This window comes from Pseudomonas laurentiana (assembly GCF_014648275.1).
GTDB lineage: Bacteria > Pseudomonadota > Gammaproteobacteria > Pseudomonadales > Pseudomonadaceae > Aquipseudomonas > Aquipseudomonas laurentiana.
This window is the reverse complement of the sequence record NZ_BMQU01000003.1, coordinates 117,145-138,569: the sequence shown is the minus strand read 5'-3', so window position 1 is coordinate 138,569 and position 21,425 is coordinate 117,145. Positions and strand designations below refer to the sequence as shown.

Below are 21,425 nucleotides of genomic sequence, written 5' to 3'. Positions count from 1 at the left end.
GTTACTCAAACCAACTACTGGAGCCTAAATGAACAGTCTGGATAAAGCGTTGGCGTTTCAAGCGCTTCACTCGCGCAGACACCCCCTCATCCTGCCAAACCCGTGGGACGCTGGTAGCGCTAGAATTCTGACATCCATGGGGTTTGAGGCCTTGGCAACGACCAGTGCCGGTCTAGCGTTCAGCCTGGGTCGTCGAGATGCAGAGGGCGCTCTGTCGCGGGCAGAGATACTGGCTAATGCCCAAAGCATCGTCGAGGCCACTCATTTACCGGTCAGCGCCGACCTTGAAAACGGATTTGGAGACTCACCTGAGGAGGTTTCCAAAACGATCCATATGGCTGCTGACATTGGTCTCGTTGGCGGCTCAATCGAAGACGCTACGGGTAACCCGCAAGCGCCGATCTACGAATTCAACCATGCGCTAGAGCGCGTTATTGCTGGAGTTGAGGCTGCACGCAGTCTGCCACTGCCTTTTGTATTTGTGGCGCGTGCGGAGAACTTCAGTGCCGGCGTGCATGATCTGGACGACACAATCCGCCGACTCATAGCATTTGAGCAGGCTGGAGCCGACGTTCTCTTCGCTCCCGGCCTGCCCGACTTGAAGGCTATCCAGCGGGTTTGTGAGGCGTTACAGAAACCAGTGAACGTGGTAATGGGCTTGGCAGGCTCTACGTTCACAGTGGATGACCTCGCAGGGGTTGGCGTCCGAAGAATCAGCCTGGGTAGCTCATTGGCCAGGGCCGCACTGGGCGAGTTCATTCGCGCGGCAGAAGAGGTAAAAGCCATGGGGACGTTCAATTTCGCCAGCAACGCCATCAGCTTCCGCGAGGCCAATTCACTCATGGCCCCCGGTAGGAAATCTGACTAGCTGGCCAGTAGCGGGCGCTGTAAGCAAGCGCAAACGACCCACATCTACTGCCCTCCAAACGTTCGTTTCAGTCGCCTGATATGACGATTGACGATCAGCTTATGGGCTAGACCTACCGGCACCATGTAGATACGTCCGTAGGCATTATGCGTTACGACAGATGATGTGATCGTGAACACACGATCTGTTATCGAAAGGCAGATCATGACGTCCAGGTGCAGGTCACGCTCGGTCAGAACCAGCATGTCAGGGGCACAGTGCTCCACCAGAAAGAAATCCAACTTTTCGCCAGCGTGTACTGTTTCTCGCCTCGCGCCGGAGAACCCGCCGATCCGTCTCACACCGAACAACGAGGAAATCGCGTCCCTCGCTCGAAAAGCCAACCGCATGAGCAGTCCTGATTTGGCCGTCATGATGTGCCAAGCGTCAAGAGCGGTCATTTCAACAGGGAGCAGAACCGACTTGATGTCATAGTAATCAAGATCGGACAGTGCACGCAGCGTGTGAGCAGGTGATGGGGTAGCCAAATGTTATCCCTTTCAGTGGCCCAACCGCGATTTCCGATAAAATCGGATGCTGATCATCTGTAGCCATACTACGTCAGAAATACCGCCACATGTTCCTTAACGGTTCGCGGTGTGAACACCTGTCGGCTACAGGCCGGTACCGGCGACACTATCAGGGAAAATCCGAAGGCTACGGGCCAGGCAATCACGAACGAGCAGGGCCATCATCCCGGAGATGAGGGCAGTCCCGTCTTGCAGACAGTCAATTAACGGTATGTTGAACCTAGGCGGTCTGTCTGCGCATAGCGAGAATCGCAGCACCGAATCCAATGAAGGTTACACCCACCACCCGACTCACCCAGCAGGACAGTTCGGGCCGTTTCAGTATGCCTTTGGCGCGCGAGGCAAGCGCAGCATACAGGCTCAAAGACGACACCGAGAGCGCCATGAAAATCGCCGTCAGGATCAGAAACTGCGGTAACAGGGCTGCACCTTGATCGATGAACTGTGGGAAAAGGGCCGTAAAAAACAGGGTCGCCTTTGGGTTGGACAATGCGGTAAAAAACGCCGACTTGTACAGTTTTAGGCGCGTGGGCCGATGCGTGTTCAGTCCCTCGTGAATGCTATCAGCCAGCAGTGGAGTCTTGCTAAGCAACTGCCTCACCCCGAGATAGAACAGATATCCGGCACCGAGGATCTTGACCATGCTAAACAACCATTCGGAGCTGGCAAGCAAGGCCCCCAACCCCAGCATCGCCGCTGCCGACAGGCAGAACAGGCCACTGGCATTGCCCAACGAGGACCAAATGGCGCTGCGTTGGCCATGGGCAAGGCTGTTGTTGATGGCCATCAATGTCGCAGGCCCTGGGCTGGCAATGGCAACTGCGGCTACCAGGGTAAAACCCAGTACAGTATTCGGGTCCATGGTTTTAGCCTCATAGAAAAAAAGCGAATGTTACAGAAAGCCAGGGTGCGAAATGATTCAAGTTACTCATTTCCTACAGGATCAATCGGAGCACCGCCAACGACGCTACGCCAAGAGCGACGGTGAACAGCATCGGTAAGCGCCAGGCGGCAACCAATGTGATGCCCAACGCGATCAACTCCTCAGGATGAGGCGAGACGAAGTGCGGAGCGATCACCGAGATCAGCACGCACCCGGGTGCTGCTTCCATGACCGCGCGTGCACGCGGCCCGAGCTTGCGTTTACGCAGTAGCAGGTAACCCGCCAGACGTGTCGTATAGGTGGCAGATGCCATGCCCACTATCGTCACTAAAGCCGCCATGCTGATCATTGCGCCACCGCCCGTAGATACGTGAACAGCATCCCGGCGATGACACCGGCAAACACGAACCAGGCCCCTGGCACCGTAAGATAAACCAGGATCGCTACCAGCAGGCTGACCAGCCACGAACAGGCCAGTTGCGGCCCTTTCCACATGCTCCTGAGCAGCACGATAAAGACTGCCGGGAATGCCATAGCAAACCCATAGGCTTCAATGTTGCCGAGCGCTGGTCCGATCGCCGCGCCGACCAAGGCAAAGCCGACCCAAACGGGGTAAAAGGGCAAACAGACGCCCCAGTAGTACGGCCAACTGAAGGCGGGTTGCTGCTGCGCCAGAGATCGCCGCGCCGTGTCGGCATAGCTGATTGCCCAGCCCTCGTCCGCCATGAAAAACAAAGCGGGGATCACCTTACGTTTAGGCAAGTGCTGAAGATAAGGCGCCAGCGCTGCACCCATGACGATATGGCGGCTGTTTATCAACAGAGTGATGAGCACAATCGTGAGCATTGGTGGCACTGCAGCCCACAGTTTGATAGCGGCAAATTCCGATCCGCCGGCGAAGTTGAGGCCGGTCATGACCCCCACTTCAACCAGCGACAGGCCGACCTGAGAGGCTTGCGCGCCAAGGACCATGGCATACGGGGCGACCGCGAACATGATCGGAAGAGCGTCCTTCGCCCCTCGCAGAATCTCGCTTCTGGTGTGTGTATGGGTCATTGGCGGCTACTCACTGCATCGTTATTGCTGTCGGGTGGCGGTAATTGTGGATACCAAGGGTTCGTCCAGAAAAGCGAATATCTGTTATACAAGGCATTCGATTTTCGAATGGATGAATACGACAATGCATTCCAAAGATATGCAGATCGATTGGTTGCGCACGTTTTTGGCCGTGGTCGATACGGGTTCCATGACCGCAGCGGCGCGCCAGGTCGCCCGCTCCCAGTCTGCGGTAAGCATGCAGTTGAAGAAGCTGGAGGGCAGCCTCGGTCGGCCACTGTTCAAGCGCGAACCGAGACAACTGATGTTGACCCCTTCGGGATATGACCTGCTCGCCCATGCCCGCAAGCTGCTTGAAGCCCACTCGACGATGGTTGATGCGATGCACGGGGGCTCGGTCTCCGGACGCGTTACCCTGGGAGTCCCGGATGACTACGCAGTGACCTACCTGATGCCGGCCCTGCGCAGTTTCTTGACCCGCTTCGGCGAGGTCGAGGTCACGTTGGTCTGTGAAGACTCTGCAAGCCTCTGGGCAAAGGTCGATCGTGGTCAGATAGATCTTGCTCTGGTCACCCGCGACGGCCCCTCGCGGGGCGAGCTACTACTCAGGGAAGCGTTGGTATGGGGCGGTGCTGAGCAACATGAAGCCTGGAAGCGCAGCCCGCTGCCAATTGCCGTGCACGGACTCAGCGAGCGCCTGCGCACAGCAATACTTGACGCTATCTCGGGGTTGGGACGCGAGTATCGGGTGGTGTACAACAGCCCCAATGTCAGCGGCCAGCTGGCAGCGATGGAAAGTGGCCTGGCGGTGGCGGTGGTAACCCGCTGCAGTCTACCGGCGCATTTCAAGGTGTTGGATGCACGGCATGGCCTGCCGGAACTGCCGGTGGCTGAAGTCGTGTTGAGCAGAAGCCGAGATTCAACAGGCTCACGTGCTGTCGATGCGTTGTACGCACATGTTGCCGAGACGTTGCGCGACCCGCTCTGCGATGGACCGCCCCACGTCCCTGAGGATGACAAACATGGCATCTGAAGGCGCTCTAGCCTTGGTATGGATTCCCGGCTTCACGCTCGACGAATCGCTTTGGATCGTCAGTTGCCCATCGACCCCAGGAGCCACTGCTGAAAAATCTCGGCAGAGGCAGAACGCTTGCGATGTTTCAGCGATACAAGGAACTCGCCATTGCCTGTCACACATTCGAAAGACGTAACCCGCTGCAACTCTCCCTTGGCCAGCGCCTCATCAGCCATGAACGTCCACGCCAGACCGATGCCCATACCTTGCTGCACGGCACGATACGCCAACGTCAATTGATTAAAGACCGGGGCTTTGTCCTGCGGCATGTAGTTGATGCCAAAGTGGCCGAACCATTGATGCCAGTCCAAACACTGCCAGGCGCAAGTGTCGATCTGCACCAGATTGGCCTGCGCCAGTTGTTCCAGCGTCTTTATCCCCGAGACATCCAGTGAAGGATGAGCCACCGCATAGACGATTTCCGGCATCAGGAAATCGCTGTCCAGCGAGGGCCATTCCCCAGAACCATAGAGGATGCCCACGTCGAAATCATTGAGGCTAGTCTCATCGAACTCGTTGATCGCGTGAACATGCACAGCAATGTCGGGGTACGCCTTGTTGAATTCGATCAGCTTCGGGAACAGCCAGAACTGGGCCAGGGCATGGGTCGCCAGCACCGAGACGGCGTTGGACTGATGGACATTGCGAATTCGCGTGACGCTTTGGTACATCGTGGCGAGCAGCACATTGACCGTCATCAGCAGCTCATCTCCTGCGGCGGTCAGCTTGATACCCCGTGGTTTACGCTCGAAAAGCGGAACACGCATACTATCTTCGAGCTGGCGCATCTGTTTGCTCACGGCACTCTGGGTAAGAAACAGCTCGCCAGCCGCACCCGTGAAGCTGGCATGTCGTCCCACGGCCTCAAACGTGATCAGGGTCTCCAATGGGGGCAAGGTACGCAAGTAGCGGTTGATGTGGGCTCTCCTGAACTGGTAACTGTGGCACGACATTCCGTTCTGGAATGGGTGACCAACTTTTTATCGCAGGTGGCTGCTTATATACCATGGCTAGAATGCCGCCAAATAGCGTGTCAGAGCCGAGATGATGAACAGCGGGATTGTATTTGCGATATTGGCGGGTGCCATCTGGGGAGGAGTGATTATCGCCCCTTCGCTACTGCCGGAATTCAATGCCGTGCTGATCAGCAGTGTGCGGTTTGCAATGTACGGGCTGCTCTCGCTTCTCGTGGCATTACCGATTGCACCCCGCCTGCTATCACGATTGACACGCAGTGATGCATTCCTGCTGCTGCGTCTATCATTGACCGGAAATGTCCTGAACTATGCGCTGTTGGGCGCATCCGTACAACTGAGCGGGGTGACTGCGGCCGCCCTTATCAACGGCATGATGCCGGTTGCCATCACCTTTCTAGGGCGTGGCGATGCAGGATCCATACCCCTGACAAAGCTCAAGCTTCCCCTGGTGCTGGTATTCCTGGGCATCGTATCGGTCAGTCTGGAACATTCAGGCGTGCGGGCGGCAAGTAGCTCACTATCATCCCAGTTGCTAGGCCTGGCCTGCGGGTTCAGCGGCGTAGTCTGCTGGTCATGGTACGCCACCCACAATGCCCGTTATCTCAAACAAAGCCATTTCAACAGTAGCGAATGGTCGACGCTGTTGGGCATTGTGACCGGCATCGTGGCGGTCGTGTTCGGCATTGCTGCCTTGATATTATTCCCGAACCTGGTACCCGCTCAGATTGAAAAAAGCCGCTGGATGGCTCTGCTGTGGGTCTGCCTGTTCCTTGCGCTCTGTGGTTCGTGGGTTGCCAATGGGCTGTGGAACGCCTGCTCGCGTCGAATGGCCACATCGTTGAGTGGTCAGATGATCGTGTTCGAAACGCTGTTTGCCTGTGTATACGGTTTTCTGTTCAGCCAGCGTGTGCCTGGTTTGATGGAAGTGATCTCAATCGTGCTGTTAGTGAGTGGAGTGGTCTGGGCGACAAAGCGCCACCGAATGGTGCCGGTGAAACATGCTGAACCTTAGCCGCTGGCCAATTTCTGCTCGTTGCCTGCGTCAGCCTTGGGTCGGCTTCAGCAGGTCATGGTAGACAGAAATCGGCCACTAGCCAGCATTTGAGAACGCGGCGAGAATGCAGCAAAGCCCACACCGGGATTCACTGACGCACTACACCCGTACGGATTTGGGAAGCCTCCACTACAACGTCGAAGGCCACTGCTTTTTCTCCCTTGGAGTCAAAGCAGTGACGAAACCCAATTAATGATCCACCACAAAAAAACAGAAAGGTCGGCCCGACAACGGGGCTATAGGGCTACAGCCCGCGGGCGTAGAAATGCGGGTTGTCCAGACCGGCCTTGCCGTAACCCAGCACATCACCGGCCAGGGTGAAGATCTGTCCACCGGCTGCGAGCAGTACCGCATGCCCCGCAGCAATATCCCACTCCATGGTACGTCCCAGCCGTGGATAGAGGTCCGCCTCACCCGCAGCAACCAGACAAATTTTCAGCGAAGATCCTGCGCTTTTCAGTGAGCGCACCTTGCGCCCACCGAGGAATTCGTCCAACGCCTCGGCATCGCCATGGGAGCGGCTGGCAACCACGTCCAGCCCCTCTTCCGACACTGCTCGGCAGTGAATGGTCTGACGTTTTCCAGCCTGTTCGATAAAGGCACCACACCCACGCGCACCAGCGAACAGTCGCTCCAGCGCGGGCGCCAGCACCACCCCCAGCACCGGTTCACCGTTTTCAATCAGGGCGATATTGACGGTGAACTCGCCGTTGCGATTGATGAATTCCTTAGTTCCGTCCAAAGGATCCACCAGCCAGAATCGCTGGCCCACTTCCGGCACGTGGCCGGCCGCGGCGGCCTCTTCGGAAATTACCGGGATCTGCGGTGTGCGCGCCGCCAGGGCCTGCAGAATCAAGCCTTCGGCACGCTCGTCAGCCTCGGTGACCGGCGAGGTATCGACCTTCCCGCGCACGTTGAAATCCGTGCGATATACCTCCATCACCAGCTCGCCCGCAGCGCGAGCAATACCGATGACATCGTCGAGCAGAACAGCCATTGACTCGTTCATGGGGGGTTCTCCTGTTTTTGTTCTTCGTATGGTCCATTCGGCCTATGCGCCGTTTTCCGGATCCGGGAACAGTACTGACATCCACAACACCGCCAATCAGCAAATGGATGTTTAACAGGAGTTCCTGTGTCCCACGGCAATCAGTTATCCGTGCCTCAGATCAACAGCCTCCGTCTGCGCGCCGTGCAGTTGCGCATCGCCGGTAGCACGCTCAAAGCCATCAGTCACGACACCGGCCTCTCGCCCCCGACGATCATCGCTGCCTACAAGGCCTGGCAAGCCGGGGGATGGGATGCGGTACCCGTACGCGAACGCGGGCGCAAGCAAGGCGAAGGCCGTAGCCTTTCTGCTCCGCAGGAACAAAACATCTACCAACTGCTGGTCAGTACACTGCCGGAACGACACCAGTTACCGTTCCAGCTCTGGCAGTTAGAGGCCATGCAGGCACTGGCCAAACGTCTGCACGATGTCGATTTGCCAGAGCGCACCGCCGCCCACTATTTACAACGCTGGCAGCTCAACGCCGAGCGCCCGGCCAAACGTGTCGCCAAGGCTCAGCCGGCCGTTCAGCGCTGGTACCGCAGCACCTACGGGGACATCCTGGACCAGGCTCGCGCACAGAACGGCGAAATCTATTGGATCGATGATTACGGCGCACCCAACGATCAGGGCAAGCTCAGTTACGGCTTGCTGCGAGCGGTCAGCAATCGCGGCAAGGTGCTCTGGATGCCTTACGAAGACGGGTTGCGCGCACCGCATCTGGAAGCGTTCTTCGAACGCCTCTATCGCTGCACCGAACGCAAAGTATTCGCCCTACTCTCGGGCATGCACTGGCAGCGCGCCGCAACCTTCATCACCTGGGCCGGCGAACGCACCGACCGACTGCATCTGTTCCACCTGCCCGAAGCCAACGACATGCTCAACGGCGCCCGCGAGCTGGCGACCCTCATCAATCGGCAAGTCGCCCGCGCCAGCGATGCCGATGAGCGCGACAACGCGCCCGCTGCAGTTGCGACCAGCCGGCCGCGAGACCCCATGTTGCTGATGTTGCGCCTGATGTTAAAACATCAAGTCGCGCATAAGTCCGAATCGCAGCAGTTGTACGTTGGGAAACGAGAACAACAAAAAGCGAGAGGCAAATCCATGACGCTTACCCACCTACAACGACTGGAAGCCGAAAGCATCCAGGCAATGCGCGAGGTTGTCGCCGAATCCGAAAACCCGGTCATGCTCTACTCGATTGGCAAGGACAGCGCGGTCATGCTGCACCTGGCGATGAAGGCCTTCTACCCGGCCAAGCCGCCCTTCCCCTTACTGCATGTCGACACGACATGGAAGTTCAAGGAGATGTACCGCTTCCGGGATCAGATGGTGGCCAAACTGAATCTGGACCTGCTGACCCACACCAACCCCGAAGGCATTGAAATGGGCATCAGCCCGTTCAAGCACGGCTCGCAAATCCATACGGACATCATGAAGACCGAGGGGTTGAAGCAGGCGCTGGATCACTACGGTTTCGATGCAGCCTTCGGCGGCGCACGCCGCGACGAGGAGAAATCGCGCGCCAAGGAGCGGATTTTCTCCTTCCGTTCCGAGCAGCACCGCTGGGACCCGAAGAACCAGCGGCCGGAGCTGTGGCACCTCTACAACACCCGTAAACACAAGGGTGAGTCGATCCGCGTGTTCCCCCTGTCCAACTGGACCGAACTGGACATCTGGCAGTACATCCACCTGGAAAATATCCCAATCGTACCGCTGTACTTTGCCGCGCCGCGTCCGGTGGTCGAACGCGACGGGATGCTGATCATGGTCGATGACGAACGCATGCCGCTCAATCCGGGTGAAGTGCCGATGATTCGCAACGTGCGCTTCCGCACCCTCGGTTGCTACCCGCTAACCGGCGCCGTCGAGTCCGATGCCGACACCCTGCCCAAGATCATTCAGGAAATGCTGCTGACCCGCACATCCGAGCGTCGGGGGCGAATGATCGACCACGACTCGGCCGCATCGATGGAGAAGAAAAAGCAAGAGGGATATTTCTAATGGCACACGTATCTGACCTGATTGCCGAGGATATCGAGCAATATCTCAAGGCCCACGAGCACAAGAGCCTGCTGCGTTTTATTACCTGCGGCAGCGTCGACGATGGCAAGAGCACGCTGATTGGGCGCCTGCTCTACGATTCGAAAATGCTCTTCGAGGACCAGATGGAAGCGCTGGAAGTCGACTCGAAAAAAGACGGCACCCAGGGCGGCGAGCTGGATTTCGCCCTGTTGGTCGATGGCCTGGCCGCTGAGCGCGAACAAGGCATCACCATCGACGTGGCCTACCGTTTTTTCTCCACTGACCGACGCAAGTTCATCGTTGCCGACACGCCCGGCCATGAGCAGTACACCCGCAACATGGTGACTGGCGCTTCCACAGCCGACGTGGCCGTGGTGATGATCGATGCACGACGCGGCGTGCTGACTCAGTCAAAGCGTCACAGCTATCTGGCGTCGCTGATCGGCATTCGCAAGGTGGTTCTGGCCGTCAACAAGATGGACTTGATGGACTACTCGGAGAAAGTCTTCAAGACCATCGTCGATGACTACCGCGCCTTCGCCAAGCAGATCAATCTTGACGACGTCACCGCCATACCGATGTCCGCGCTACGCGGAGAAAACATCACCGAGCAAAGCGAGCACATGCCGTGGTACCGCGGCACCACGCTGATGGGTTACTTGGAAACCGTCGAGATTGACGAGGCGCGCCAGCAGAAACTGTCGTTCCGCATGCCCGTGCAGTGGGTCAACCGCCCCAACCTGGATTTCCGTGGCTTCACCGGCACCATCGCCAGCGGCGTGATTCGTCCCGGTGACCGCGTGCGTGTCTTGCCGGGTGGACAAGAGAGCCATATCTCACGCATCGTCACCCTCGACGGTGACTTGCAACAAGCCGTGGCCGGACAGTCCATTACCCTGACCCTGAGCGACGAAGTCGATTGCAGTCGCGGCGATGTGCTGTCCACCGCAGAAGACCCGACCAGCGTGGCCGACCAGTTCCTGGTCAGTCTGATATGGATGCACGAGCAGGCCATGCTCGCCGGTCGTCCTTACCTGATGAAAGTCGGCGGAAAAACCCTGTCCGTGACCTTGTCGGCGCCCAAGTACAAGGTCAACGTCAACACCATGGAGCACTTGGCGGCCAAAGAGCTGGCGCTGAACGAGATCGGCGTGTGCAACCTCTACGCCAGTCAGCCGATCGCCTTCGATGCCTACAAGGACAACCGCGAAACCGGCAGTTTTATCCTCATCGACCGCCTGACCAACGCCACCGTCGGCGCGGGCCTGATCGAGTTCGCCCTGCGTCGCTCACAGAACATCCACATGCAGCACGTGGATGTGAACAAGAAAGCGCGCGCCGAACAGATGGGCCAACAGCCCGTGCTGCTGTGGTTCACCGGGTTGTCGGGAGCGGGCAAGTCGGCCATCGCCAACCTGCTGGAGACCCGACTCTACGCCCGCGGCCGGCACACCTACTTGCTCGACGGCGACAACGTGCGCCACGGCCTGAACCGCGACCTGGGCTTCACCGATACCGACCGCGTGGAGAACATCCGCCGGGTGGCCGAGGTGTCCAAGCTGTTCGTGGATGCCGGGATGATTGTGTTGACGGCGTTCATCTCGCCGTTCCGCTCCGAGCGCGAGATGGCGCGCGGGTTGCTGCAGGAAGGCGAGTTCATCGAGATTTTCGTCGATACGCCGCTGTCTGTGGCCGAGGAACGAGACCCCAAGGGCCTGTACAAAAAAGTCCGTCGTGGCGAACTGAAGAACTTCACAGGCATCGACTCACCCTACGAAGTGCCAATTAAGCCGGACATCCATATCGAGACCAGCAAGCTGACGCCGGAGAAGGCAGTGGATCGCATCATCACGGTACTGATCGAGCGCGGCATCATCGATAAGGAATAGCCCCAGCGCCCGGTTCGCCGGCCGTTTAACAACAACTATAACCGTGCACCCATTGTGGGCAGGTGAGTCCGGCGCGAACGCCTCTACGGGGGCGCTCACGGTCCGGCTTCACCTGATCAAGAGAGTCTAACAATGACAATAAGCTCTATTGACGAACAAACGCTGTTAAGTGGCCAGACCTGGGCCACATTTTGCGATCACCTCAAGCGCTGCGGCGAGCAGATTCTGCGACCCGAAGCGCCAGCCGATGCAACCACCCGTGCCGAAGGGTTCCGCTACCTGACGCGCCTGCTGCGCATCGGTTTGGAAATGCACATCGAGTTTGCCGATCCGGCATTTCCCAGCTTCTTCAAGACCTCCCACGAAACCGCGAAGATCGGTGCCGACAACCCGGACAACCTCTACGAATACTCACGTCTGGATGGCACGCTGGAATACCGCATCAAGGGTCAGCGCGGCAGTGTCGCCTACCTCAGTTTCGGCACTCAGAAAGGCGGTTATGAAACCGACGGCACCCTGATCCAGACCGGCTTCATCGACGACAGCCAGCTGCAGGTCGATGCCAAAGGCAATTTCGAAATCATCCTCAGCAGCAAGCCGCAACCCAGCAACTGGCTGAAGATGGAAGACGCGACCAACGCCCTGATCGTGCGCCAGACCTTTCTCGACCGTCGCAACGAAGTACCGGCCAAGCTGAGCATCGAGCGCATCGGCACCGATTCCAAGCCGCAGGCCCTTGACCCGGCGACCTTCCAGCAAGGCTTGGCGCGGGTGTCGAGTTTCGTCGAGAACACCGCCAGATTGTTCGCCGACTGGAGCCAAAGTTACCTGCCGCACAGCAACCAGTTGCCACCAGCCGACCAGGCACTCTGTCAGTCAGTGGGCGGTGACCCGAACATTTTCTATTACCACTCGCACTGGGCGCTGGCTGAAGACGAGGCGCTGGTCATTCACATCGACAAGGTCCCAGCGTGCGAGTTCTGGAACGTGCAGATCAACAACTACTGGATGGAGTCGCTGGATTACCGCTACCACCAAATCTGCCTCAACAAGCATCAGGCGCACTACGATGACAACGGCGGCGTGACCCTGGTCCTCAGCGAGCGGAACCCGGGCGTGAACAACTGGCTGCAAACTGCCGGCATCCGCCAGGGCACCATGTGCCTGCGCTGGGTCGGTGCCAAGGAGCAATGCCACCCAACCACTCGAGTCATCAACGTATCTGCCGTCGCGGAGGCCATCCTATGAATGCGCATTCCCTGATTGAAGAGCTGAGCGTCGACAACCTGCTGACCAGCGCAATCGCCCGCACCAATGGCCTGAGCAATTTTGGCGAGGACAACTATCGCGAGTCGTTGCACTCGCTGCTCGATGCCCTGGCCAGCGAAGCCAAGCTGTCTCAGAGCGGCCAGTATTTGCTCCAGGAAAGGCTGGTGGGACAACTGGTCAACCGTTTGGTAATCGAGGATTACCTGAGCCGCTATCCGCAAATCACCCAAATACCGATCGACGATCCGCTGGTCATCGTCGGCCTGCCGCGCACCGGCACCACCATGCTGCAACGCACACTGGCGGTTGATCCCCGCTTCTATTCAGCGGCCTGGTGGGAGACCCGTTTCCCGGCACCACTGGCAGACGAAACCCTGGCCTTACCGGCCAAGCGCATCGCCCAGGCCAAGGCCGAAGTCGAGCTGATGGCCCAGGTCATTCCGCAGATCCTGGCCATCCACCCGCTGGATGCCATGCTCTGCGACGAAGAGTTCATGCTGATGGAGCACTCGTTCATGTGCGCCATGGACGCCTACGTCAACGTACCCAGCTACACCCGCTGGCTGGACCGGCAAGATCAGCGGCCGGTCTACACCCAACTGAAGAAAATGCTGCAGTTCCTGCAATGGCAGAAAATCCAGCGCGGCGAGCCAGCCGGTCAACGCTGGCTGCTCAAGGCCCCGCAACACCTGCACACCCTGGATATCTTGCTGGATGTTTTCCCTGACGCGCAGGTCATTTTGACCCATCGCGAGCCGGCTCAGACCATCCCGTCGATGGCCAGCATGGCCCATACCCTGTGGCAGATGTACAGCGACAACCCAGACCCGAAAGCCGCCGGCGAGCAGTGGAACAACCGCATGGCGCGAGGTATCCGTCACACCATGCAGGTCCGCGAACAGCACGCGCCCGAGCGTTTCCTTGATATCCACTTCGCCGACACCGTGACTCAGCCGCTGCACGTGCTGGAGAAGGTCTACGCCTTTGCCCATCTGCCGTTTACCGAAAAGGCCCGCGCCGACGCGCAAGTCTGGCTGTCGCAAAACAGCCGGGAAAAGCGCGCCAGCCACGACTACAGCCTGGAGCGCTTCGGTCTGAGCGAGGCGCAGATGGTCCAGGACTACAGCGAATATCGCGCCCGTCACCTGAGCGTCACGCACTGAACACGGAGTGAAGCAATCATGGAAAAAATCATGTTGACCTTGTGGAAGCCGACGCAACCCGACGCCGAGCAATGGCGAGCGGACTTGCTCGGCCTGCGCGACGAACTGATTGGCGCCGGTGCTAAACACATCCGCGTCATGGTGGTCGATGCGGCGGTGGCCGCCGCGCACGCACAGCGCATCACCAACAGCGCCGTGCCCCTGGATGGGTTGCTTTCGTTGTGGCTGGACAGTGCCTCGCAATGGCCCTCCATCAAGGCGCTCGTGGCACCGTTGACCAGCCGCCTGGAGGCTTACCTGGTGGTGGAGTCCGAGCCCTACCCCGAGGAGCGCGAGGTCCGCGCAGCCCAATACCGGGTGCCGGTCGGCCAGCGCACGCCCGGCATGAATCAGGTGGCGTTACTGCACAAGCCGCACCGATTGAGCTACGAGCACTGGCACGACACCTGGCGCGACGGCCACGGACCGAATGCCTATCCACTGCAATCGATCTTCGGCTACCGGCAGAACACGGTAGTGCGGGCGCTTTCGTTCGGTGCGCCGGTGTTGCACGCCATCGTCGAAGAAAATTTCCCGCCCGAGGCCATCGGCAATCCGCAAGGTTTCTTCGCCGCCTTGGGCGACCCGGACAAATGCGCACAGCGCCAACAGGCCATGTACGAATCGACCTGCAGGTTTATCGACTTCGAAAAGATCGACTGCATCCAAACCAGCGAGTACCAACTCAGCGCGTGAGTGGCCCACAAGGAGGCTTTCCATGTTGGATCTAGAAGCAATCGAGCTGATCAAACAGCTCAAGGCGCGCTACTTCCGCGCCATCGACACCTGCAACATAGAGATGCTCGAAGGCATGCTCATCGAGGACATCGTCCTGTCATTCAAGAGCCCTGCCTACGCGTTCAACGTCAACGGTCTGGACAATGCGCTGGACTTCTACCGCACCTCGTTCACCAAGACCCGCTTGGCCACCCACAACGGCCACACCCCGGAAATCGAAGTCAATGGCAACCAGGCCAAGGCCCTGTGGTACCTGAGCTACGTGTTCATCAACCTCGAGGACAACACCCACCTGCACGGCAGCGCGATCTACCAGGATCGCTACATCAAGCGCGGCGAACGCTGGATGATCGCCGAAACGGGCTACGAAACCTTGCTCGAAACTGTCCAGCCGTTGAGCGAACACCTGCAGATCACCTCCAGACCCATCAACTGAATGCACGACAGGAGACCGTCATGGCCAGAGCAGAAAACATAGTGACCTCCCACACGGTGGAAATTAACGCCCCCGCCCGAGTGGTCTGGGAAGTGCTCATTGATCTGGACAATTACCACCAGTGGAACAGCTTCTGTCCGAACATTCAGTGCGGCCTGCAGATAGGCGACCCGGTGCATATGCTGGTACGCACCCCCGAGACCGGCGAAACCGTCCCGGTGTTCGAATACCTCGTGGCCTGCGACCCCGAGCGACTGTTGTCCTGGGAGCAACGCCCCGTCCCGGAAAACATGGACGCCGCCCGCCGCGATCAGTACATCACGGCCATCGATGACAACCGTTGCAGCTACTTCACCACTGATATTTTCCTGGGCCTGAACCAGGACACGATCATGCGCGAACACGGTGCCTGGGTAAAAATCGGCTTCGACCAGATGGCCCTGGATCTGAAACGACGGGCTGAAGCACTGCACGCCAGTCGCACCTGAACGCCTCATTCCCTGCCAAAACAATAAGAAGGTAGTTGCCATGTTGCTGAAAGATAAAGTCGTCATCATTTCCGGTATCGGCCCAGGCCTTGGCATCAAGCTGGCCGTACGTGCTGCGGAGTACCAGGCCAAGGCCGTGGTGTTGGCCACCCGCACCCCCGCCAAACTGGATCAGGCTGAAAAGGCCATCCGCGACGCCGGCTACAGCACCCCGGTGCTGAAGGTACCCACCGACATTGCCCACGCCGAACAGTGCCAGACGCTCGCCGACCTGACGATCGAGCACTTCGGCCAGATCGACGTATTGATCAACTCGGCCTACGCCCATGGCGCCTGGGGCAGCGCCTCCGAGTCGTCAATGGACGACTGGCGCAAGGCGATGGACGTCAACCTGTTCGGCACCCTGCAGATGACTCAAGCCGTCTTGACGCAGATGAAGAAACAGAAGTCGGGCAGCATCGTCATGATTAACACCATGGCCACCCGCACCCCCAACCAGTTGGAGTCCGGCTATGCCGTCTCCAAGGGCGCGTTGAAAACCGCCGTGCAGTACCTGGCCCAGGATCTCGGTCCGTTCGGCATCCGCGTCAACTCCACCTTCATGGGCTGGATGTGGGGCGCACCGGTCATCAGCTACTTCGAAGGTGAAGCCAAGCGCCTGGGGGTCCCAATGGCGTCGCTGGTCGACCAGGTCGCCCAGCAGATCGCGTTGCGCAAGATACCCGATGACGGCGACTGCGCCATGGCCGCCCTGTACCTCGCCAGCGACTACGCCAAGGTCATTACTGGCGCGCAACTGGACGTCAACGGCGGTCACTTCCTGCCCTACTGAATAGCACTGGCGACAGGGATGTCCCTCTTTCAGCTATTCACCGATGGCCCTGCCCCGCCCTGGAGATTACTGACATGCTAGACCTCATTGCCATCGAGCACATCAAACAACTCAAGGCCCGCTATTTTCGTGGTATCGACACCTGCAACCTCGAACTGCTGCGCACCCTACTCGCCCCTGAAGTGAAGATCCGCTTCGACAGCCCGACCTATCAGCTCGAACTCAACGGTCTGGACGAGGCCTTGGCATTCTACCGCACCAGCTTCACTCACCGTCGTTTCGGCATGCACAATGGCCATACGCCGGAAATCACCGTCAACGGCGATGAAGCCACTGGCCTCTGGTACCTCAATGACGTGTTCATCAACCTTGATCAACAAACCCTGCTTAACGGCAGCGCAATCTACGAAGACCACTACGTCAAGGTGAAGGGCGAGTGGCTCATCTCCCGGACCGGTTACAAGCGGTTGCTGGAAATCATCAGCCCGCTGGATCCCGAGTGGCGGATCACGTCCAAACCGATCAACTGACTGCGCCTTTCAACTCAAAGCAAATAGCCTGTCTCGTGCGCAACCTGAGCATCAAGGTTGCGACACCGCAGGGTCTATGGAAAAGACAACAGCAGGAGCGCGACTCAGGATGGCCAGCAATTCGACGTCAGTGATCATTGTGGGGGGCGGGCTCAGTGGCACGCTTACGGCGATTCATCTGTTGCATTACACAGCGAAGCAAGGTGTCTCTATAACATTGCTCAACCCCACAGCCACGCTTGGCCGTGGTTTGGCTTACCGCAACAACGATAACGATCTACTCCTTAATGTGCCCGCCGGCAACATGAGCGCGTTTGCCAATGCACCCTCGCATTTCATGGAGTTTTGCCAATGCATCGACCCCTCGGTCAATGAGGGTAGCTTCATGTCGCGACGTCTTTACGGGCAGTATTTGGAACATTGCCTGACAGAAGCGAAGATGGCGCACCCCGGGCGGCTGCATACGATCGTGGGCGAAGCCTGTGAAGTACAGGCGCTATCAGAGAACGGCGGTTTTACGGTCAAACTCTTGTCTGGCCACTGCCTAGCGACGCAACATGTGGTGTTGGCCTTGGGGCATCAACCACCGCGCTTTCCATTGCCGCTCGAGCCGGTGGAGCGCGATTGGATAATAGATGCCTGGGATTTCGATCGGTTGAATCGCCTGCCAAGCGGTCTACCGATTCTGATTTTGGGTACAGGTCACACCGCCGTCGATGTGCTCTTTCACCTGACGAAACGGATCCGACCGTGCTCGGTGTGGATGGCTTCACGTCGCGGGCTATTGCCGCAGGCGCATAGGCTCAGTACCAATCCACCACCGACCCGCCTGAGCCCCGCCTATTTGGGCGCCCCCCCACTACGCACGCGCGAGCTGATGCAACGACTGCAAGAAGAAGTGGCACGCCAGGCGCACCGGGGCCTAGATTGGCGCGACGTGCTCAACCAGCTTCGCGCCCACACACCGCAACTCTGGCAAGCACTGTCGTTGACCGAGCGCCAGCGCTTTTTGCGTCATGCAGTAGCCTTCTGGGATATTCACCGCCACCGACTCGCTCCGCAGGCGGCCGAGCGACTGCAGTCACTGCTTGCGGCTGGAACGGTACAGGTGCTGGCAGGAAGGCTGTTGGCGGTTCACAAAGCAAGCAATGACAGCCTGGCGCTTGAGTTCAAACCTCGCGGACAAAAGACGACGCAAACCCTGAACGTGGCAGCCATCATCAATTGCACCGGCCCCAACATGACCGTCGGCCCGGATTCCCAACCCTTGCTTCAACAATTGGCTCAGGACGGACTGTTGGTGCCTGATCCGAGTGGCCTGGGCTTGCAAGTCAATGATCGGCATCAGGTCACCAGCGCTCAGGGAAGTGCCGTGCAAGGCCTTTGGTACATAGGGCCAATGCTCAAAGCCCGTTACTGGGAAGCCATCGCTGCGCCTGAACTTCGTCTGCACGCGCAACACCTTGCGGAGGACCTGGCCATACAACTGGCTGCGCATTCCACGTCATCCCCACGGGCGGCGTCGCTCTGATCGGTCAGTCATGACCGGCAGCTAGTGGCCGACGCTGTTGAACACTTCAGGTTTTTGGCCTAGTACAGGCGCACCTATCACGTGACGGGTGGCACTTGAGATGACAGGTTGGCCAACCTAACGTGATCATCAATAGAGCTCATCGCCAGTAGCTGGCATTTGAGAACGCGGCGAGAGTGCAGCAACGCCCACACCGGGATTCACTGCGGCAGGTGCTGTGGATCAACGAACCGGTGCGCCCATGACACCTACGTGCAGCGCCAATATGAGAGGGATCGTGACTATGCAGACGCCTATCAATGAAGCGATCCAGACGCACTACACCCGTTCGGAGTTAGGAGACGTCATACTCTCGGCGCTGGAGAAAGCGGGCAAGGATGTAAACCGGCTAACGCCCGAAGACTTGGCGCCCATCGACCAGTTTCATATCCGCGGGCGGGCGGCGACCCTTGAGCTTGCCCAGGCTGCAGGGCTCGATGCGACACAGCACGTACTCGATGTTGGTAGCGGCGTAGGCGGAACCTCGCGTTGTCTTGCGAAGGAGTTCGGTTGCCGCGTCACCGGCATTGACCTCACAGACGAATACTGCAGAGCTGCTGCGATGCTCTCGGCCAAGACCGGTCTCTCACACCTCGTCGACTATCGCCAAGGCGACGCCACCAAGCTGCCATTTGATGACCAGGCATTCGATGTCGTATGGACGGAACATGTGGCCATGAACATCCCGGACAAGACTCGGCTGTACAAGGAGATGCACCGCGTTCTAAAGCCGGGAGGCACGCTGGCGATCTACGATGTACTTGCTGGTCCGTCTGGCCCGGTCCTGTTTCCCGTCCCGTGGGCGCGCACACCGGATACGAGCTTCCTCGTGTCGCCACATGAGCTGCGCACACTTCTCGAAGAAACAGCATTCACGGTTATCGACTGGTCTGACACAACGGAAGCGGCGCGTGCATGGTTTGTGACCCTGGCCGAGAAAATCCAGAAAGAAGGCTTTCCATCCCTTGGATTCCATTTGCTGCTTGGCGCTGACTTCAAAGCGATGGCGTTGAATCAAGGTCGAAACCTGCAAGAGGGGCGGATTGTTCTTGCACAGGTCGTCGCGAAAAAGTAAGCGTTGCCTGGCAAGGCGCGCAGCCGACGCTGTAACGCCGTACTCAGCACGGCAGAAGGCTATTTAAACTCGGCTATGCTGACCGCCATAAGAGCACGTTCCGCGCAAATTTACATATTTTATTACACTAAATCATAGCCAGCATTCATTGACCTAAAACGGCAGAACCCGCCTTGATCTGATCATTTTCAGGATGCAGTTGGGCCGCGACGCTGTGGATGCTTAAAGCTGCGCGCTGAACCGCCGACATACTCTAGGCATGATCTGATTCAACGATTAATGAGCGATTGTGTTACAGCATACGCAATCATTTAGAGGTTTAAGCGCCATGGAGGCACATTGATTTTAGCAAGAGGCTAAAACACGTGAAGAAAATCATCACACTGCCTATCGGTATTACTGCACTGATCTTGGCTCACGCAGCGTTCGCGACTACGTCCAACTGGACGCAAACAAGTTTGGCGCCCAACGTTTACGGTGCTGGCATAGAGAATTCCAATTTTTTCACGACCCCGACCACGGTTCCCGCAGGAGCCTTGATAACGTCGGCATCGACGTATCCTCGAACCGGGTCGCTTCATCTGATTTTTTCAAAGGATTAGATGCAAAGGGTAAATTCAAAATCACAGGCATTTTGACCGGCGTAATTTATCCGACCTATCCAACTCACTACACCACCATCACTGTAAATTATCAGCAATAACTTAACAAACAAGGAATGCCGGTTAAATCGTTTGGCAGTTTTATGCTCAAGGAGAGCAACATGGTAACTATACATACCTCAAATACCCATCAGCCCGCTACCCTCATCACTCACAAGGTGGGCGAAGCCCCGGGCAACGCAGACAGGGTCGATAACACGACAACGACCGCTACGATTGAGAGCGAACCGCAAGTCTCCGGCCAGGCAAAGATGCTTTCAACGCTGTATGCATCTGCGAGCGATTACGTAAAAAGTGAGCACTTGCAAGCTTATTCAGGCTCGGTCAATGGCAATGTCACAGTCGGCGCCTATATAAATGTCGGAAAATACAATGACTATGTATTCGATAAAGCCGCTACAGCCATGGTTGCAGCGGCGAAAGACAATGGGATCATGCTAGATAAAGCTGATGTTTTGGCTCAACTGAAAAGTGATCATGCTGACATCGCCAGCATCACACTGGACGATCAAGATCGAACGTCCAAGCTTGGACCCAACAACATGTACGCTGATTTGTCTACGTCCGATCTAGACAGCTTGACTGACATTTACATTACCGCCAAGGAAAATGGACTAAGTCTCGACGAGGTAGCGGGTCTAGCGCTACGAAAAGGTATTCAAAATCATTATGGAAGCACGCTGCAAGCGGGTGATATATACCCGTACGACTGGGATTATAGCGAGACTGACCCTGATAAAATTGCGGCGGCAAAAAATCAGTTGCCGGAGGCTATCACCAGCAAGGCGGATGAAATAAAAAGCAAGATTCAAGGTGATCTTGGTTTGGGTAGTGATTTCATACCCTTCTTGCTAAATCCAAAAATCGGGCTTCGCGGAGCAACTGACGCTTCGTTGGATTTTTTGTCTAAACTTGCAGCTCTCTATAATCAGCAAAAGCCGACCGATGCATAACCCTTTTATGTTTCTTGGGCATAGCCTGGAGCCTGACAACCCCATGCTTAACCGAAGCCAGGCCCTCAACATGAGATAGCGTTGGGACTATCGGTTTTTCAGCCCGCAACGCAAAGCCCCGCAGACGTTAATCTGCGGGGATTTCAAATATGGAGGCCGAGGTCGAACCGGCATAGACGGATGTGCAATTCGACAGGAAGATACCCGCCCGCTGCGGCCTTCAGCC

21 protein-coding genes are annotated in these 21,425 nt (G+C 57.7%); 15 read left to right on the top strand and 6 right to left on the bottom strand.

The genetic code is table 11. The features are described 5' to 3' along the window. Positions 1 to 28: 28 nt before the first annotated feature. Positions 29 to 868, top strand: a complete 840-nt coding sequence (locus tag IE038_RS04455; protein ID WP_163932487.1) for an isocitrate lyase/PEP mutase family protein — start codon at positions 29 to 31, stop codon at positions 866 to 868. Positions 869 to 912: 44 nt separating this feature from the next. Here the strand turns inward: IE038_RS04455 and IE038_RS04450 are convergent, their stop codons facing one another. From IE038_RS04450 to IE038_RS04435, 4 genes are all read right to left on the bottom strand, one after another. Then, positions 913 to 1,395 (bottom strand): DUF2867 domain-containing protein, encoded by a 483-nt coding sequence (locus tag IE038_RS04450; protein ID WP_163932490.1) that lies wholly within the window; start codon positions 1,393 to 1,395, stop codon positions 913 to 915. Positions 1,396 to 1,657: 262 nt separating this feature from the next. Then, the gene (locus IE038_RS04445; protein ID WP_163932493.1) at positions 1,658 to 2,299 is read right to left on the bottom strand and encodes a LysE family translocator; all 642 of its coding nucleotides are present in this window, start codon (positions 2,297 to 2,299) and stop codon (positions 1,658 to 1,660) included. A 73-nt stretch (positions 2,300 to 2,372) separates the two neighbouring features. Continuing rightward, a complete protein-coding gene (locus IE038_RS04440) occupies positions 2,373 to 2,669 on the bottom strand; it encodes an AzlD family protein (protein WP_163932495.1) in 297 nt (98 codons plus the stop codon). Then, the gene (locus tag IE038_RS04435; RefSeq protein ID WP_163932498.1) at positions 2,666 to 3,376 is read right to left on the bottom strand and encodes an AzlC family ABC transporter permease; all 711 of its coding nucleotides are present in this window, start codon (positions 3,374 to 3,376) and stop codon (positions 2,666 to 2,668) included. Before IE038_RS04435 ends, IE038_RS04440 begins: the two co-directional genes overlap by 4 nt. A 124-nt stretch (positions 3,377 to 3,500) precedes the next feature. On the opposite strand from IE038_RS04435, the gene IE038_RS04430 reads away from it, so the two are divergent. Further along, a complete protein-coding gene (locus IE038_RS04430) occupies positions 3,501 to 4,409 on the top strand; it encodes a LysR family transcriptional regulator (RefSeq protein WP_189395212.1) in 909 nt (302 codons plus the stop codon). A gap of 59 nt (positions 4,410 to 4,468) precedes the next feature. Here the strand turns inward: IE038_RS04430 and IE038_RS04425 are convergent, their stop codons facing one another. Beyond that, positions 4,469 to 5,404 (bottom strand): LysR substrate-binding domain-containing protein, encoded by a 936-nt coding sequence (locus IE038_RS04425; RefSeq protein ID WP_163932501.1) that lies wholly within the window; start codon positions 5,402 to 5,404, stop codon positions 4,469 to 4,471. A 91-nt stretch (positions 5,405 to 5,495) separates the two neighbouring features. Here IE038_RS04425 and IE038_RS04420 point away from each other — a divergent pair, with 91 nt between their 5' ends. Then, on the top strand, positions 5,496 to 6,440 hold the full coding sequence (locus tag IE038_RS04420) for a DMT family transporter (RefSeq protein ID WP_163932504.1): 945 nt from the start codon (positions 5,496 to 5,498) through the stop codon (positions 6,438 to 6,440). 286 nt (positions 6,441 to 6,726) lie between these two features. On the opposite strand, the gene cysQ is transcribed toward IE038_RS04420, so the two are convergent. Beyond that, a complete protein-coding gene (gene cysQ / locus IE038_RS04415) occupies positions 6,727 to 7,491 on the bottom strand; it encodes a 3'(2'),5'-bisphosphate nucleotidase CysQ (protein WP_163932506.1) in 765 nt (254 codons plus the stop codon). 438 nt (positions 7,492 to 7,929) lie between these two features. Here cysQ and cysD point away from each other — a divergent pair, with 438 nt between their 5' ends. The 12 genes from cysD to IE038_RS04355 all read left to right on the top strand — a co-directional run bounded on the left by cysD (position 7,930) and on the right by IE038_RS04355 (position 21,199). Further along, on the top strand, positions 7,930 to 9,534 hold the full coding sequence (cysD, locus tag IE038_RS24760; RefSeq protein ID WP_308425257.1) for a sulfate adenylyltransferase subunit CysD: 1,605 nt from the start codon (positions 7,930 to 7,932) through the stop codon (positions 9,532 to 9,534). Beyond that, positions 9,534 to 11,444, top strand: a complete 1,911-nt coding sequence (cysN, locus tag IE038_RS04405; RefSeq protein WP_163932512.1) for a sulfate adenylyltransferase subunit CysN — start codon at positions 9,534 to 9,536, stop codon at positions 11,442 to 11,444. Before cysD ends, cysN begins: the two co-directional genes overlap by 1 nt. Positions 11,445 to 11,576: 132 nt before the next feature. Then, on the top strand, positions 11,577 to 12,692 hold the full coding sequence (locus IE038_RS04400) for a DUF1214 domain-containing protein (protein ID WP_189395211.1): 1,116 nt from the start codon (positions 11,577 to 11,579) through the stop codon (positions 12,690 to 12,692). Continuing rightward, a complete protein-coding gene (locus IE038_RS04395) occupies positions 12,689 to 13,876 on the top strand; it encodes a sulfotransferase family protein (protein ID WP_189395210.1) in 1,188 nt (395 codons plus the stop codon). The genes IE038_RS04400 and IE038_RS04395 overlap by 4 nt, the downstream gene beginning before the upstream one ends. A gap of 30 nt (positions 13,877 to 13,906) precedes the next feature. Beyond that, positions 13,907 to 14,611, top strand: a complete 705-nt coding sequence (locus tag IE038_RS04390) for a hypothetical protein (RefSeq protein WP_229775618.1) — start codon at positions 13,907 to 13,909, stop codon at positions 14,609 to 14,611. Between the two features lie 22 nt (positions 14,612 to 14,633). Next, complete coding sequence (locus tag IE038_RS04385; RefSeq protein ID WP_163932518.1) at positions 14,634 to 15,089, top strand: nuclear transport factor 2 family protein; 456 nt, start codon at positions 14,634 to 14,636, stop codon at positions 15,087 to 15,089. A 20-nt stretch (positions 15,090 to 15,109) separates the two neighbouring features. Further along, complete coding sequence (locus IE038_RS04380) at positions 15,110 to 15,577, top strand: SRPBCC domain-containing protein (protein WP_163932520.1); 468 nt, start codon at positions 15,110 to 15,112, stop codon at positions 15,575 to 15,577. Positions 15,578 to 15,617: 40 nt separating this feature from the next. Next, positions 15,618 to 16,409 (top strand): SDR family oxidoreductase, encoded by a 792-nt coding sequence (locus tag IE038_RS04375; protein WP_163932523.1) that lies wholly within the window; start codon positions 15,618 to 15,620, stop codon positions 16,407 to 16,409. 74 nt (positions 16,410 to 16,483) lie between these two features. Next, positions 16,484 to 16,939 carry a nuclear transport factor 2 family protein gene (locus tag IE038_RS04370; protein WP_163932526.1) on the top strand — a complete coding sequence of 152 codons (456 nt, stop codon included), beginning with the start codon at positions 16,484 to 16,486 and terminating at the stop codon, positions 16,937 to 16,939. A 109-nt stretch (positions 16,940 to 17,048) separates the two neighbouring features. Then, positions 17,049 to 18,470 (top strand): FAD/NAD(P)-binding protein, encoded by a 1,422-nt coding sequence (locus IE038_RS04365; RefSeq protein ID WP_189395209.1) that lies wholly within the window; start codon positions 17,049 to 17,051, stop codon positions 18,468 to 18,470. Between the two features lie 283 nt (positions 18,471 to 18,753). Further along, positions 18,754 to 19,584 (top strand): class I SAM-dependent methyltransferase, encoded by an 831-nt coding sequence (locus IE038_RS04360; RefSeq protein WP_189395208.1) that lies wholly within the window; start codon positions 18,754 to 18,756, stop codon positions 19,582 to 19,584. Between the two features lie 763 nt (positions 19,585 to 20,347). Further along, a complete protein-coding gene (locus tag IE038_RS04355) occupies positions 20,348 to 21,199 on the top strand; it encodes a hypothetical protein (RefSeq protein ID WP_189395207.1) in 852 nt (283 codons plus the stop codon). The last annotated feature ends 226 nt before the right edge of the window (positions 21,200 to 21,425 follow it).

Bases quoted from the DNA above. Each gene is read 5' to 3' on its own strand.
- IE038_RS04455 (WP_163932487.1), top strand. From the start codon at position 29: ATGAACAGTCTGGATAAAGCGTTGGCGTTTCAAGCGCTTCACTCGCGC.
- IE038_RS04445 (WP_163932493.1), bottom strand. From the start codon at position 2,299: ATGGACCCGAATACTGTACTGGGTTTTACCCTGGTAGCCGCAGTTGCC.
- IE038_RS04440 (WP_163932495.1), bottom strand. From the start codon at position 2,669: ATGATCAGCATGGCGGCTTTAGTGACGATAGTGGGCATGGCATCTGCC.
- IE038_RS04435 (WP_163932498.1), bottom strand. From the start codon at position 3,376: ATGACCCATACACACACCAGAAGCGAGATTCTGCGAGGGGCGAAGGAC.
- IE038_RS04430 (WP_189395212.1), top strand. From the start codon at position 3,501: ATGCATTCCAAAGATATGCAGATCGATTGGTTGCGCACGTTTTTGGCC.
- IE038_RS04425 (WP_163932501.1), bottom strand. From the start codon at position 5,404: ATGTCGTGCCACAGTTACCAGTTCAGGAGAGCCCACATCAACCGCTAC.
- IE038_RS04420 (WP_163932504.1), top strand. From the start codon at position 5,496: ATGATGAACAGCGGGATTGTATTTGCGATATTGGCGGGTGCCATCTGG.
- cysQ (WP_163932506.1), bottom strand. From the start codon at position 7,491: ATGAACGAGTCAATGGCTGTTCTGCTCGACGATGTCATCGGTATTGCT.
- cysD (WP_308425257.1), top strand. From the start codon at position 7,930: ATGCAGGCACTGGCCAAACGTCTGCACGATGTCGATTTGCCAGAGCGC.
- cysN (WP_163932512.1), top strand. From the start codon at position 9,534: ATGGCACACGTATCTGACCTGATTGCCGAGGATATCGAGCAATATCTC.
- IE038_RS04400 (WP_189395211.1), top strand. From the start codon at position 11,577: ATGACAATAAGCTCTATTGACGAACAAACGCTGTTAAGTGGCCAGACC.
- IE038_RS04395 (WP_189395210.1), top strand. From the start codon at position 12,689: ATGAATGCGCATTCCCTGATTGAAGAGCTGAGCGTCGACAACCTGCTG.
- IE038_RS04390 (WP_229775618.1), top strand. From the start codon at position 13,907: ATGTTGACCTTGTGGAAGCCGACGCAACCCGACGCCGAGCAATGGCGA.
- IE038_RS04385 (WP_163932518.1), top strand. From the start codon at position 14,634: ATGTTGGATCTAGAAGCAATCGAGCTGATCAAACAGCTCAAGGCGCGC.
- IE038_RS04380 (WP_163932520.1), top strand. From the start codon at position 15,110: ATGGCCAGAGCAGAAAACATAGTGACCTCCCACACGGTGGAAATTAAC.
- IE038_RS04375 (WP_163932523.1), top strand. From the start codon at position 15,618: ATGTTGCTGAAAGATAAAGTCGTCATCATTTCCGGTATCGGCCCAGGC.
- IE038_RS04370 (WP_163932526.1), top strand. From the start codon at position 16,484: ATGCTAGACCTCATTGCCATCGAGCACATCAAACAACTCAAGGCCCGC.
- IE038_RS04365 (WP_189395209.1), top strand. From the start codon at position 17,049: ATGGCCAGCAATTCGACGTCAGTGATCATTGTGGGGGGCGGGCTCAGT.
- IE038_RS04360 (WP_189395208.1), top strand. From the start codon at position 18,754: ATGCAGACGCCTATCAATGAAGCGATCCAGACGCACTACACCCGTTCG.
- IE038_RS04355 (WP_189395207.1), top strand. From the start codon at position 20,348: ATGGTAACTATACATACCTCAAATACCCATCAGCCCGCTACCCTCATC.